General features: G+C 42.7%; 15 protein-coding genes. 8 read left to right on the top strand and 7 right to left on the bottom strand.

All coding sequences use genetic code 11. The annotated features are described in order from the left end of the window. The first annotated feature begins 103 nt into the window (after positions 1-103). The 8 genes from ilvB to ACFO0S_RS01990 all read left to right on the top strand — a co-directional run bounded on the left by ilvB (position 104) and on the right by ACFO0S_RS01990 (position 8,186). Positions 104-1,822: a biosynthetic-type acetolactate synthase large subunit gene (ilvB, locus tag ACFO0S_RS02025; RefSeq protein ID WP_378139640.1), complete on the top strand. Its 1,719-nt coding sequence runs from the start codon at positions 104-106 to the stop codon at positions 1,820-1,822. Then, positions 1,819-2,055 carry an ACT domain-containing protein gene (locus ACFO0S_RS02020; RefSeq protein ID WP_378139638.1) on the top strand — a complete coding sequence of 79 codons (237 nt, stop codon included), beginning with the start codon at positions 1,819-1,821 and terminating at the stop codon, positions 2,053-2,055. Before ilvB ends, ACFO0S_RS02020 begins: the two co-directional genes overlap by 4 nt. A gap of 88 nt (positions 2,056-2,143) precedes the next feature. Further along, on the top strand, positions 2,144-3,142 hold the full coding sequence (gene ilvC, locus ACFO0S_RS02015) for a ketol-acid reductoisomerase (RefSeq protein WP_378139636.1): 999 nt from the start codon (positions 2,144-2,146) through the stop codon (positions 3,140-3,142). An 80-nt stretch (positions 3,143-3,222) separates the two neighbouring features. Beyond that, a complete protein-coding gene (gene ilvA, locus ACFO0S_RS02010) occupies positions 3,223-4,152 on the top strand; it encodes a threonine ammonia-lyase (protein WP_378140391.1) in 930 nt (309 codons plus the stop codon). A gap of 137 nt (positions 4,153-4,289) precedes the next feature. After that, the gene (locus ACFO0S_RS02005; RefSeq protein ID WP_378139634.1) at positions 4,290-4,964 is read left to right on the top strand and encodes a response regulator transcription factor; all 675 of its coding nucleotides are present in this window, start codon (positions 4,290-4,292) and stop codon (positions 4,962-4,964) included. Further along, positions 4,961-6,328 (top strand): sensor histidine kinase, encoded by a 1,368-nt coding sequence (locus ACFO0S_RS02000; RefSeq protein ID WP_378139632.1) that lies wholly within the window; start codon positions 4,961-4,963, stop codon positions 6,326-6,328. The genes ACFO0S_RS02005 and ACFO0S_RS02000 overlap by 4 nt, the downstream gene beginning before the upstream one ends. Positions 6,329-6,471: 143 nt before the next feature. Then, positions 6,472-7,503 carry an ABC transporter permease gene (locus ACFO0S_RS01995; protein ID WP_378139630.1) on the top strand — a complete coding sequence of 344 codons (1,032 nt, stop codon included), beginning with the start codon at positions 6,472-6,474 and terminating at the stop codon, positions 7,501-7,503. Between the two features lie 2 nt (positions 7,504-7,505). Further along, positions 7,506-8,186, top strand: a complete 681-nt coding sequence (locus ACFO0S_RS01990) for an ABC transporter ATP-binding protein (protein ID WP_378139628.1) — start codon at positions 7,506-7,508, stop codon at positions 8,184-8,186. Between the two features lie 325 nt (positions 8,187-8,511). Here the strand turns inward: ACFO0S_RS01990 and ACFO0S_RS01985 are convergent, their stop codons facing one another. The 7 genes from ACFO0S_RS01985 to tenA form a co-directional block, all read right to left on the bottom strand. Next, positions 8,512-9,819 carry an LLM class flavin-dependent oxidoreductase gene (locus ACFO0S_RS01985; protein ID WP_378139626.1) on the bottom strand — a complete coding sequence of 436 codons (1,308 nt, stop codon included), beginning with the start codon at positions 9,817-9,819 and terminating at the stop codon, positions 8,512-8,514. A 71-nt stretch (positions 9,820-9,890) separates the two neighbouring features. Beyond that, positions 9,891-10,643, bottom strand: coding sequence for a 3-oxoacyl-ACP reductase (locus ACFO0S_RS01980; protein WP_378139624.1), 753 nt, complete (start codon positions 10,641-10,643; stop codon positions 9,891-9,893). Between the two features lie 212 nt (positions 10,644-10,855). Continuing rightward, positions 10,856-11,353 carry an energy coupling factor transporter S component ThiW gene (gene thiW / locus ACFO0S_RS01975; protein ID WP_378139622.1) on the bottom strand — a complete coding sequence of 166 codons (498 nt, stop codon included), beginning with the start codon at positions 11,351-11,353 and terminating at the stop codon, positions 10,856-10,858. After that, complete coding sequence (gene thiE, locus ACFO0S_RS01970) at positions 11,350-12,000, bottom strand: thiamine phosphate synthase (protein ID WP_378139620.1); 651 nt, start codon at positions 11,998-12,000, stop codon at positions 11,350-11,352. The genes thiW and thiE overlap by 4 nt, the downstream gene beginning before the upstream one ends. Next, on the bottom strand, positions 11,957-12,826 hold the full coding sequence (thiD, locus tag ACFO0S_RS01965) for a bifunctional hydroxymethylpyrimidine kinase/phosphomethylpyrimidine kinase (protein ID WP_378139618.1): 870 nt from the start codon (positions 12,824-12,826) through the stop codon (positions 11,957-11,959). The genes thiE and thiD overlap by 44 nt, the downstream gene beginning before the upstream one ends. Then, positions 12,816-13,571, bottom strand: coding sequence for a hydroxyethylthiazole kinase (gene thiM / locus ACFO0S_RS01960; RefSeq protein WP_378139616.1), 756 nt, complete (start codon positions 13,569-13,571; stop codon positions 12,816-12,818). Before thiM ends, thiD begins: the two co-directional genes overlap by 11 nt. Further along, entirely contained in the window at positions 13,552-14,244 is a 693-nt protein-coding gene (tenA, locus tag ACFO0S_RS01955; protein WP_378139614.1) for a thiaminase II, read from the bottom strand. Before tenA ends, thiM begins: the two co-directional genes overlap by 20 nt. Positions 14,245-14,270: the final 26 nt, after the last annotated feature.

The raw sequence follows: 14,270 nt of genomic DNA, 5'->3' as shown, positions 1-14,270 counted from the left end.
CAGGGTGGTACCGTGAATGGCAACAAGCTTTCTCACCCCTGTACGAACAGATGATTTCGTATAAGGAGAGAAAGCTATTTTTATGTGGAAAGGAGAAGGTTACATGCTAGTAAACAAACAGAACTTGCAAACTAATGGCGCTAAATATTCACAAACAGGAGCTGACCTCTTTATTCAGTGCTTGAAGGACCAGGACGTAGAGATGATATTTGGATATCCAGGAGGAGCTGTCCTCACTATTTATGATGCCCTATTCCGTTCGCCCATAAAACATATCCTTGCACGACATGAACAAGGTGCGATACATGCGGCCGAGGGGTACGCACGTGTCTCGGGAAAACCTGGTGTCGTACTTGCTACATCAGGACCAGGAGCCACCAATCTGGTGACAGGAATTGCTGACGCCATGATGGACTCCTTACCTCTTGTCATCTTTACAGGCCAAGTGGCCACACAAGTGTTAGGGACAGATGCATTCCAAGAGGCCGATGTAGTAGGTATCACTACACCTATCACAAAATACAATCTACAACTTCAACAGGTAAAGGATATTCCCCATATCGTAAGTGAAGCCTTTCGTATTGCAACAGAAGGGCGACCAGGTCCAGTAGTAGTTGATATTCCTAAAGATCTTGCTGCAGAGCTGACCTCCTCGGAAGAACTAGAACCTGCACCATGTGTGGTAAAACATGCTCACCCAGCTCCTGAAGCTGTTCAAATCAATACCTTGATTGAGACGATAGGTTCCTCTACACGTCCCGTCATTTTAGCAGGAGCTGGTGTCTTGCATGCAAAGGCACATAAAGAGTTACAATACTTTGCTGAGCAATATCAAATACCTGTCGTCCATACTCTGTTAGGGCTGGGTGGTTTTCCGGCAGATCATTCATTGTTTCTAGGCCTTGCCGGTATGCATGGTTGCTTCACTGCTAATATGGCACTATCTGAATGCGATTTACTCATCAATGTTGGAGCGAGATTTGATGATCGTCTAACAGGGAACTTAGAGAAGTTCGCACCTTATGCTTATGTCGTCCATATCGATATCGATGCTTCAGAAATCGGTAAAAATGTGCACACAGACCTCCCTATCGTGGGAGACGCAAAAGTGGTGTTGTCTACTACTCTGAAACATTCTGGGAGCAATTCAACTACTGTAGAATGGCTAGAGCATCTGGCAACCTTGACACGTGATTTTCCATATTGGTGTTCAGAACATCCTACTTTTATGTCTCCCCAGAATGTGATCTCTTTGGTGCATCAATTTACAAAAGGAGAGGCGATTGTAACGACTGATGTCGGTCAGCATCAAATGTGGGCTGCGCAACTTTATTCTTTCAAGCATCCAAACCGATGGGTCACATCAGGAGGACTCGGAACGATGGGCTTCGGTTTTCCTGCCGCAATCGGTGCCCAGCTTGCCGAACCTGATAGGACAGTGATTGCTATTGTTGGTGACGGAGGTTTCCAGATGACGCTGGAAGAATTGATTTTGTTGAAAGAATGGGACTTACCTGTAAAAATCATTCTTTTGAATAATGGTTCTCTAGGTATGGTCCGGCAGTGGCAAGATACATTCTATGAAGGACGTCTTTCTCAATCGACCTTTTCATTACAACCCGACTTCCAAGTCTTAGCTCAAGCTTACGGAATTAAGGGATATCAGGTACGAACTCTAGTGGAGGCGGAACGCGTTTTTCACCAGACCCTTTCAAACAGTGAGCCTGTCCTGATTGAATGTTTAGTCAACCCTAATGAAAATGTCTATCCTATGGTCCCACCTGGAAAAGCCCTTAATGAAATGATTGGAGTGACATCATGAGTAATCGAACAATCACCATGTTGATCAAAAATCCGGGCCATACGCTTGTCCGCTTGACGGGTCTCGTCAACAGACACCGGTTTTCTCTTCGATCACTCTTGCTGGAGGAGACAGATACTGAAAATGTCTCCAAGCTACGCTTGACTGTGGCTGCAGAAGATGAACATCGCTTTGTCCAACTGTTCAGAGTCTTAGATAAACAACTTGATGTAGTAGATATTACAGTTGATTGAAAGACTTTCTAATGTTTCATCCTACGTAATTATAAATTCTTAAGTCAGAAAACAATTATTCAAACTGAAAAAGTGAGGAGATTAAAAAATGGTAAAAGTATACTATGAATCAGACATGAATGTGAACGCACTTGAAGGAAAGACAATTGCAATTGTGGGTTATGGCTCACAAGGACATGCACATGCCCTTAACCTTCGAGACAGTGGTTTTAACGTAATCATCGGGCTACGTGAAGGGCATTCTTGGGACCTGGCAGAAAAAGACGGATTTCAAGTGTTTTCTGTGCATGAAGCATGTTTTAAAGCGGACGTCATCATGATGTTGCTACCTGATGAAAAGCAAAGAAATGTCTTTGAAAACGAGATTCGACAACATCTTACTAGTGGTAAATCTTTGGCGTTTGCGCATGGCTTTAATATTCATTTTCAACAGATCAAGCCTCCCGTGGATGTCGATGTGTTCCTTGTAGCTCCGAAAGGACCTGGACACCTCGTTCGTCGAACTTTTGAGACTGGAGCTGGCGTGCCGGCATTATTTGCAGTTCATCAAGACCATACCGGTTCTGCACGGGACATTGCCCTCACCTATGCAAAAGGTATTGGATCGGCTCGAGCAGGTGTTTTGGAGACTAACTTTAAAGAAGAAACAGAGACCGACCTTTTTGGAGAACAGGCTGTGCTATGTGGCGGAGTGACATCATTAGTGAAGGCGGGATACGAAACATTGGTCGAAGCCGGCTATCAACCAGAACTGGCGTATTTTGAGACTATGCATGAACTGAAACTCATTGTTGACCTTATGTATGAGGGAGGACTCACAGGTATGCGTCAATCTATCTCAGACACTGCAGAATGGGGAGACTTTGTATCGGGTCCGCGTGTAATTGATGCAGGAACTAAAGAACGAATGAAAGATATCCTTAGAGATATTCAAGATGGACGATTTGCTCAAGAATGGATACAGGAAAATGAAAATGATCGCTTCAACTACCAAAAGATCAAATCGCAAGAACAGAGTCATTCAATCGAGGAGGTCGGTGAAAGACTACGGAAGATGATGCCTTTTGTCCAGAACAGGTCTAAGTAACAGATACTTTAAAGTAAATCAGAAATGCGGAGTGTGAAACCGATGGGAATTTGACTTTAAACATCAATAGTGAATTAGCAATGGCTAAAATACGAAATTTAATACACGCGACTCCATTAAAACAGAGCTCTACAATCAATCGGCGAGCTGGTTACAACGTCTATCTCAAGCTCGAGAACCTCCAAAGGACGGGTTCATTTAAAGTACGTGGTGCTCTCAACAAAGTTCTTTCCTTGTCTACTAAAGAATTGGAACGTGGTGTGATCGCAGCCTCGGCTGGAAATCATGCACAGGGAGTTGCGCTTGCATGTAAATTACGAAATGCCCAAGCTTATATCTATATGCCTGTCCACACCCCTGAAACCAAAATAAAGGCCACACGTGCCTACGGGGCCAGCGTGATTTTAGCGGGCGATACCTACGATGAGGCTTACGCACATGCATTACAACACTGCGTCCTTAACAATCATACATTTGTTCATGCGTTTGATGATGAGGATGTGATTGCGGGACAAGGAACTCTTGCTCTAGAGATGTTGAAACAAAACCCTAATCTTGACACCCTCATCGTACCGGTAGGTGGCGGCGGGCTGATAGCAGGAATTGCTATCACTGCCAAACGTCAAAATCCTTACATCAAGATTGTAGGTGTACAGGCGGCAAGCGTTCCAGGAGTTCATCTGAAATTCAATCGCTTAAGGGACAATACCGGTTTAAGCTGGAAGACGATGGCTGAGGGGATACAGGTAAGAAATCCAGGTTCCCTCACCTATCCTCTAATCGAAGAGTTTGTCGATGAAATAGTGACAGTGACTGAAGAAGAAATCGCAGACACAATTTTATTCATGCTCGAAAGAGAAAAGCTATTAGTTGAAGGGGCTGGTGCTGTGGCAGTTGCTGCAGTTCTTCATGGACATCTGAACCATCTACCGAAAGAGGTCGGATGCATTGTAAGTGGTGGGAATTTAGACTACGATAAACTTCAATGTCTAAGTTCTAAAGAATATTAAATTACTTAATTTAGATTTATTTAAGACACCTATCTGAGAGGTTGACGGGTAGGTGATTTTTTTATTGTTCACCAATTGATTTACAGATTATTTATTTATATAGTTTACGTAATATATGCAAACTTAGGAGTGTTAAGATGATCCGAATATTAGCAGTAGATGATGATTTGAATATGCTACATTTTGTTGCCTCAGAACTACGTTTGACGGGTTATCAAGTCATAGAAGCAACTTCAGGTGAACAGGCACTCGATCTATTAAACATAAAGCCAGTCGATATAGCCATAGTCGATGTGATGATGCCTGGAATCGACGGGTTTGAGTTGACGAAGACACTTCGAAGTGACTTTGATATCCCTGTGATCCTGCTGACTGCACGACATCATATCGAAGACAAAGAAAAAGGATTTTTGGCAGGCTCAGATGATTATTTGGTAAAACCATTCGATGCAAAAGAATTACTATTTAGAGTAAAGGCCGTCTTGCGGCGATACGATCAAACAGCAGACTCTGAACTGAGAGTGGGGTCACTGACAATCGATTTTAAAAGTTATGAGGTGCGCTCTCCCAAAGGAAAGCTTATTTTACCCTTAAAAGAATTTGAAATTCTTTCAATCTTATTAAGTCGGAAAGAACAAGTCGTCACGAGAGAGACGATTATTGAACGTGTCTGGGGAATAGATTTCAGTGGGGACGAACGGACAATTACGGTACATATCAAAAGGATTCGAGAAAGATTAGAGCGGTTTGCACCTGATTTGAAGATTGTAACGGTTCGAGGAGTAGGATATAGAATTGAGGTGACAAATTGACTCTTTATGTAAAATTCGTATGGTTTACCATTCTTACAATGTTTGTAAGTAGTTTGATCTCTTTCTTCGCCATGAACATTTATTATGATATGTACTTAAAGGCAGAGAATAATGCAAAAAATCTCGCCATAGCAAACAGTATTGCACTCTCAACAAATGGAAACTCATTTAGTTCTGCCGAGGATACCTTTCATCTTCTTGGCGATGTAGGGTATCAGCTCTACCTTACAGATGGACAGACAGTTTATCGTTACGGCGGTAGCTTCCGCGAGGAAAATTTAGATAATCATGATATCCAAAAGGTTCTGGATGCAGAAACATTCAACGGTATACGTGATTATCCTCGTGGATTTTTGGTGACAGGTTTTTTTTCCAATGAACTTAAAAACAGTGTCGGTGTAAATATTGAGATCGACGAGAAAGATTATGCTCTCTTCTTACGACCAAACATCAATCTGCTTTTCCAAGAACTCCACTTTCTATTCGGGGGACTTGCGCTTGGTATCATCTTATTGAGCTTTTTAGGTATGCTAGTCGTAGCGCGTTTCTTGGTCCAGCCCATAACTAAGTTAACTGATGCTATAGAGAAATTGGGGGAAGAACGTTTCGACGTACCTTTATCTATTCGTAGAAGTGATGAAATCGGGCGTTTGGCAGATCACTTTGTACAATCTCGAAATCGAATTGAAGAATCTATCATTCGTCGTAAAGAATTCGTCCACAATGTTTCGCACGATATTCAATCTCCTCTCCATACAATCCAGAGCCATCTGTCACTTCTTCAAAAACCTGGGCTTGGAGAAGATGATAAAAGAAAATACATGACTATTATTCAAAGAGAGACCACACGTCTTTCTTCGTTGACCACCCAATTGTTGACCCTCGCCTCCTTTGACAAAGAATCAATTGAATTGATCGAAGTAGTGGATATAAGGAGACAGCTAGAAAACCTTCTCTCCCATCTACGTTATGCCTTTGACAAGAAGGAATTGGGTGTCTCTGCGCATTTTGAATCAGTTACTGTAAGGGGGAACTCGGTACTCTTAGAAACCGTATGGGAGAATCTGCTGATAAATTCTATCAAATATAGTGTGCCTGGCGGAATCATTGAAGTCACTTTGTCTGTAACTAACGAAGAAATCATCGTCACTATTCATGACGAAGGTATCGGAATGACAGAAGAAGAAGTGGCGCGTGCGTTTGAGAGGTTTTATAGAGCTGATAAAACCAGGGACCGTTCTATTGGGGGCTCTGGACTTGGCTTATCCATTGTCAAAGAAATCATTGATTTACACAAAGGCTCTATAGAAATTGACAGCGCTCCAGACATAGGAACAAACGTACGTATCCACTTGCCTCGATAAATAAATTATATTACATGTTGGGTTCTACAATTACTTAGTACGCCCACAAATAAGATGTGTAAATAGGAATGTAAAGCCGTGTTCATCTTCCGTTCACTTAACTCCTTTATGATAGAAGTATCATATAAATAGGAGGTAAGCGCATGAACCTTGCATGGAAAGAAATAAAGAAAAATAAAGTCAGATTCGTTATTTTGGGATCCATCGTATTCTTAGTCAGTTTTTTAACGTTTATCATTTCCGGACTGGCTAATGGCTTGTCGCAAGACAATGCAGCTTTAATCAAAAACTTACCGGAAGGGTATTTCTATATGGAGGAAGATGCAGATGAATCGTTTAATTTATCTCTTATTCCAGCCTCCATCCAAGAGAGTATTCTAGATGAATATAAAACCGCTATGGCGCTTTCTATTCAGATGGGCTTTTTGAATGATTCAGATGAGAAACAACATAGTGTGGCATTTGTCACGTCCACACCTACAGAATTATTTGTAGATGTAGCGCAGGGAGAGTTGTTCCTCGACAGTTCTCTAAAAGATAAGATTAAAGTAGGAGACACACTTTCTAACAACCAATTAAAAGCATCGCTCACCGTTAAAGGTTTTATTGAGCAAGAAAAATACAGTCATGCCCCTGTAGCATTTATAAATGAACAGGATTTCAAGGAGATGTATCGCACCGAGGAGAAGCAACTTTTGTTTCTCTCTGATAAAGATAAAGCTCCCACTATTGATGGCCTTCAGTCTTTCACAAAAGAAGAATTTTTAAAAACTATTCCAAGTTACAGTGCCGAACAGCTTTCTCTTAATATGATCGTTTGGTTTTTACTTGTAATTAGTGGGATGCTCTTTGCTATTTTCTTCTACATGATGAATGTTCAAAAAATCGGTCTCTATGGTATTTTGAAAGCAATTGGTGTAAAGACTGGCACCCTCTTCAAGATGATGTGGGTGCAAATGCTCTTTATCACGATGACCGCTCTAGTATTATCTATGACACTCAGTCAAGTATTTGGGCTAGTCACTCCTGATACAATGCCATTCGATTTGCCGTTGTGGTCAACTATTCAGCTTTCTATCACTTTCTTGTTAATCGGATTCATCGGAGCTACTTTATCCGGACTTCAGATTAGAAAAATACAGCCTTTACAGGCTATTCAACAAGGGGAGGTATAAAGATGTCAGTGATTGCAATCAATGAATTAAAGAAACGATTTACTAATGGTGAGGTTGAGGAAGAAATTTTAAAAGGTATAAACCTGGAACTTCAGCCGAGAGAAATCACCGCACTAGTTGGGGCATCCGGGTCAGGAAAAAGCACTCTACTGACAATTGCTGCGGGACTCCAGCCCTCTTCTGAAGGATCTATTGTTTTTAATGGGCAAGACCTTACACAAATGAATTCTGAAGAAATAAGAAAAATTCGCGCAAAAGACTTCGGGTTCGTATTTCAATCCTCTCATCTTGTCCCTTTTTTAACGGTCGAAGAGCAATTATATCTTATGCTTGAGGTGGCCGGGAAACATTTATCTAAGGTAGAGCTTCAAAAAGAAGTTCGTGAACTTCTGCAGAGAGTAGGTATGGAACATCGAAAGAATGCGTATCCTTCCTCACTATCCGGAGGAGAAAGACAACGAGTCGCTATCGCCCGAGCAATCGTCCATCGTCCCAAAATTTTGTTTGCCGATGAACCGACCGCCAGCCTAGATTCATTAAAGTCTAAAGATGTAATGAAACTTATACGTGAACTCACAACATCATTTAATATAACGACCTTGATAGTCACACATGATAGAGAAATGCTCGATTATGTTGATAACATAATTACGATGAAAGATGGATTTATCCAATCAAATTAAAAGCAGTCCATTATGGATTGCTTTTAATTTTAATTATTTTGACATACTATACATGTGCCTCTATTCTTCCTGAATAGTAGAAGCGAAGTAGGTCTCTATTGATGAGCATGTCTGAATAGTGACGCTCTTAGTTTGCCGTCTCTGCCGTCCCTTCACTGAAATCAATATGATATAGAATAGATCCCTAAAAACAGTTATTTATTGATTCATGAAAGGACTGCTCACTCCTCCTACCAGGTCTATCTATTCAAAGAAATTCTAGAATATATAGCTCTAGGGTGCAATAAAACTAATTCACTATTTAGTTGATGTATAATCAGTCTACCTATTTTAACCCAAGATGTCCCCTTAGTGTTTTACCCTCGTACTGTTTTCTGAAAATCTCTCTTTTCTGCATTTCGGGAACAACTAATTCAATGAAGTCCTCTAAGCTTTCAGGTAGAGTAGGAGGCATGAGATTAAATCCATCTGCCACGCCTTTGTCTAGCCACATCTCCATCTGATCAACAATCTCTTCAGGTGTTCCGATTAAGGTGAAGTGCCCTCCACCTGCACTAAGAAATCCTAATAATTCCTTCACCGTAGGATTAGTATCATGAATAATTTCAAGTATTGTCTCATACCGACCTACAGGACCATTAAATTGCTCTAAAGGTGGTAATGGAGGCACTTTTAAATCGATTTCCCAATCCGTACAATCCATCTGGAGAAAATAACTCAGTTGTTTTAACGCTGTCTCTAGAGGCAACATTTCATCTAATGCTTGCTTTTTAGCCAGGGCTTCTTCACGGGTCTTTCCTACATATGTAACAAGCCCTGGAAAAACTTTAATTTGCCGATTGCACTCTCCATTTTGCTTGATGGCCTCATCTAACTTTTGACGATATTTCATAGCCTGACTTATATTCCAAGATACTGAATAGACTGCCTCCGCATGTTTGGCTGCTAGTTGAATACCTTGCTTTGAGGCCCCTGCTTGCATGGCCACCGGTTTTCCTTGAGGGCTCTTTGGTGTAGTTGATGGACCCCTCACATTAAAAAATTCTCCTTTGTGATTGATAGGACAAATTTTATCAGGGTTGATTACCTGACGTCGCGCTCGGTCAGCGAGAATCTCTTCTCTATCCCAAGACAAGAAGAGTTTATGCATCAATTCTGCGAATTCATCTGCCTTCTTATACCTCTCTTCATGGGATGGAAGACTCTCCATACTATGATTCCATGCTTCTTCATCTCTCATGGACGTCACTAGGTTCCAACCCACTCTTCCATTTGTAATATGTTCTAGGCTCAACAACTGTCTTGAGGCTGTAAAAGGATTTGAAAAAGTACTTGAGATGGTTGAGACGAGCCCGACATATTTTGTCACCTGAGAAATAGCTGTCAAATTGATTAATGGGTCGAACCAAAATGCCGGTATTTCATTTGGTTCTTGTGCCAGGAAGGATTGGCTGTCTGCGAAGAAGACAGCGTCAAAGCATCCTTTTTCAGCTAACTGCGCCAAGGATTGATAATATTCTATCTCCCCTACCCGGTTGACACTTGAGTTCGGCATCAACCACGCAGCCTGATGATGTCCACACCCATAAATCAAAACCCCTATATTAAGTTGGTTCTTTTGGATAACCCTCATTACTCTTCGCCCCCTAAGACTAGACCAATATATTATGCCTTCCTACTTTACATATGGAGGCAATAATACATTTAGTTCATCGTTAGTCCACCATCTACGGTGAAATTTTGCCCTGTGACACCTTCTGCCTCTTTTGATGACAGAAAAACGACCAAATGGGCCACCTGTTCCGGAGTTGTCACTTTTCTCATAGGGGTAGAATTAGCAATCAGTTCAAAGACCTCTTGAGTCGTTACTGAACTGGCATCAGTCACTTTCAACAAACCACCTGATACGACATTTGCTTTAATTCCGTATTGCCCCAGTTCAGAAGCTATATTGCGTGTAAAACCTATAAGTCCTGCTTTTGCGGTTGTGTACTCGTGGTAGGGGACGACTGGATTTTGATAGAGATTCGTACCAATACTGATGATACTTCCGTTTTGTCTCTCCATAAATTGTGGTAAGACACTCTGAGTCACATTGAAGGCCCCTTTTAATGTTCCGTCCAGCTGTTTTTGATAATCTTTCCATGAAAGATCTATAAAAGACTTTTGCTGTATCGGATCGAATTTGAAATCTACCAATGCATTATTGACTACCACATCAATTTGACCAAAATAGTCGGTCGCCACTTTCACCATCTCATCCACTTCTTGGCGATTTGTCACATCAGCGTATAGAGCTATAGCATTTTGTTCACCGAGCTCCGAAGCAAGTCCTTCTGCCTTCTCTTTACTTTTGTAATAGTTAATCACTACATTAAACCCTTTTTCAACTAAAGCTTTTGCTATTGTAGCACCAAGACCTCTGCTACTTCCTGTCACCAAAACGGTTCTTTTCATGTCACCACTCCTATACTTTTAGTTGGATTGTGCCCCTCCGCACTCTGTCACTTCTTCGAACTTTTGACATGGAAACGTTCGCAAAAGTAGACTTTTGTGAACTTATGAAATCGAATATAACGGGAGATTTAGAATCAAATCATCCTTTTGTAAAAGCCAGAATCAGATAAAACACTCATTTTCAGGATTCCCAGAGGATGTTACCGGTCACTTTATTTTAATGATTGATCTACTATCCACACAGAATTTCTTTCTATCCTTTTGACAATGACCCAGGCGATTAGCGCTCCACTTAGACTAGATACGAAAAAGGCTGGCACAAAGAACAACGCACCAAACTCTGTCCCCATAAAGACCTTTGCAAAAGGAACAGCAGCTAACGATGCCAACAGACCTGTTCCGATAACCTCACCACCGACTGCCATTCCTATTTTGTTTGTCATCTTATAAAGAAGCCCCGCGAGTAACGCACCGATGACGCTTCCCGGGATGGCCAATAGTGACCCCGTGCCTGTGACAATACGTATGACTGCTGTCATCAACGCTACACCTACAGCGCCGACAGGTCCAAAATAGACAGCGGCTACAACATTTATAGCGTGCTGGACCGGATAGGCCTTTGCCACTCCTGCAGGGAACCAGATGAATGCCGAACCCATCACACCGATAGAGACGAGCATCGCCATAGCCACAAGTTTGCGTGTGCTCATCGCATCCACCCCGTTTGTACTTCTCGCGGTCTGAGTTCAGAGACTACTTTTCGACGGTCACTCGATCTGCTAATACATGAGATGACGGCAACCCCTGCCGCACCAGCTTGCCAGACTAACTGCGCATTTTCTGAATCAATTCCACCAATTCCTATAATGGGGATGTCAGGGAATCGTTGATGCACCTCTTGAAGAAGTGATGTGCCAATTGCCTGGCCAGCATCAGGTTTTGATCGGGTCGGAAAGATGGATCCTATCCCGAGATAATCTGCACCCTTTAGAATAGCCTCTTCGGCTTCTTGCAAAGATTGGACGGAGCGACCGAGAAGGAACCCACTCTCTCTTATCTCGTCTTTCATCCTATCATTCCAATCTTCTTGTCCAAGATGAACGCCATCTGGTTGAACCGTTCGAGCTAGGTCGAGATCATCATTGATGAAAAACGGGACGTCATAGCATTTGCAAAGTCTCTGGCAAGATTGAGCAAAAGCCACTAATTCACTTCCTTGCAAAGCTCGCTTCCCTTTTTCTCGCAACTGGAAATGGGTAATGCCGGATTGCAACGCCTCTTCTAAAACATCAAGAGGTTCTTCATTCTCTACATCATTTGTTCCCATGATAAAATAAATCGACGGTCTCGTGATCACAACGGACATCCTCCTTTATCCCATGATGTCTGTATGCCGCATGATAAGTGGGACCATGCCCATGACCAAGGGGAATCGCATGTTCAATTGCAGCTTGGATAAACCGTTTGGCAGTCATCAACGCCTCTTCCATTTCTCTTCCTTTAGCTAGTTCCGCTGCGAGCACAGCACTGTACGTACAGCCTGTGCCATGTGTATTCGTCGTCTCGAGTCGACGTGAACGTAAACGTATGAGGGAGCCTGTCTGATCCATATAGATATCTTCTGCTATCTCACTTCTACCATGCCCCCCTTTGATGAGCACCGAATGAGAACCCATCGACAATATTTTTTCAGATGCTCGTATGATATCTGTATCCTTGTCGATTTTTAATTCCGTCAAGTGTTCGGCCTCTGGAATGTTCGGTGTCACAATTCGAGCGAGGGGAAGTAGTTGTGACTTTATGGTTTCGATTGCCTCGTGCTCTAACAAGATGTGTCCAGTCGTAGAGACCATGACAGGATCCACCACTAGATTTTCCCAACTGAACTTTTTAATTGCATCTACGACAAGAGCGATCGTGCTTACATCAAAGAGCATCCCTGTCTTCAATGCGGAAATCTTAAAGTCTTCCCCGATTGAATCGAGTTGTTGCTCGATGGCCTTAGTCTCTAAAGGAAAAACGCCTTGCACACCGGTAGTATTCTGGGCCGTCACAGCTGTAATAACACTTGTGCCAAACACATCTCGTTCTTGAAAGGACTTGATGTCTGCTTGAATGCCAGCTCCTCCACCTGAGTCAGAACCAGCGATCGTCAAGACACAGGGCAACACCTTAGAAGTCATACTGCCACCTTCTTTCACTCAGTTGGTCGAGAAACGCTCTCGCGAATGCACCGGCTGATTCAGACACTTTCGCAGCCTCTTCTCCGGCGCTTCCATATTCAGAAAGTGCCTCAGCCAAGAGTCGCACCTGATCCTTTTGCAACAAAGTTAGATGTGCTCCTAAGACGCTACTCAACAGGCACCCCGTGCCGGTCACATGGGTCATTGAAATGTGTCCATTCGTAACTGTCTTGAGATCATTACCATCAGTTACAATATCTACTTCTCCTGTCACTACCACCAATGTCTTCCTCTGCTTGGCTAGGGCCATGGCTACTTCTTTTCGGTCCATCTCACCTTCACCGGCATCTACGCCCTTAGCGTGCCAATCTTTTTGCATAAGTGTTGCCAGTTCTCCTGTATTGCAACGAATCAGGTCGACCTTGACGACGTCTAATAGCTTTTTAATGGCATCAAGGCGATAACGAGTAGCACCTACTCCTACAGGATCGAGCACTACTGGAATTCCTTTTTGGTTCGCTGCCTTTCCGGCAACTAACATGCTTTCTAGCGTTCGATTATTCAAGGTGCCGATGTTCAAAGAAAGAACGTCTGAGATAGAGACCAGTTCAGACACTTCCTCCTCTTCGTCTCCCATGATTGGAGAAGCTCCGATTGCTAATAAACCATTGGCTTGGAAGTTAGCCACAACCTGATTGGTGATACAATGGACGACCGGAGATTTTTCACGAAGGGACACTTGCATCTAAGACCCCACCTTCCACATCCCACGTCTGCTGATCCCATGCCTGTTGCCAAAAAGTCCACTCGTAGTAACTGCTGATTCGAAACAGTTCCTTCAGTCTATTTTTCTGTTCTTCGGTTTTTCCATCAGCCAGTTCATCCATGCGGTCAATCTGTTCGTTGACGAGTGCAGCGAACCACTCAGAGTTATAGGTTTCTAGCCACTTCTGATAGATCGGGTCTTCAGGCTTTGCCTCACTGAAACGTGTGCCGATCTCATAGTACAGCCAATAACAAGGGAGGAGAGCGGCGAGTATATCCGCAATATCTCCCTGTGCGGCATAATATAAATGGGTGATATAGCCATAAGCTGAAGGTGACGGTTTAAAATCCTTTACTTCCTGTTCAGTAATCCCAAGTTCTTGAACGAACGTCTGATGTAACTGCAACTCAGCCACGCACGTCTGCTCCGCATGATGGGCGAAAGCTTGTGTCATCTTCAAATCGGTCGCTTTAGATGCAGCAATTGCCTGTACCTTCGCAAAGTGCGAGAGGTAATACGCGTCCTGCAGTACATAAAACTTGAAAACCTCTTTTGGCAACGTCCCATCAGCCAGTCCCTTGACGAACGGGTGATGAAAACTGCTCTCCCATAATTTCTCGTTCTCTTTCCGCATCTCTTTACTAATACCCATGAACATTCCCCTTTCTTGAGTACAAA

The sequence above is a fragment of the Chryseomicrobium palamuruense genome (assembly GCF_042649045.1).
Lineage (GTDB): Bacteria > Bacillota > Bacilli > Bacillales_A > Planococcaceae > Chryseomicrobium > Chryseomicrobium palamuruense.
Note: the sequence above shows the minus strand (reverse complement) of the source record. Positions and strands in the feature narration are given on the sequence as shown.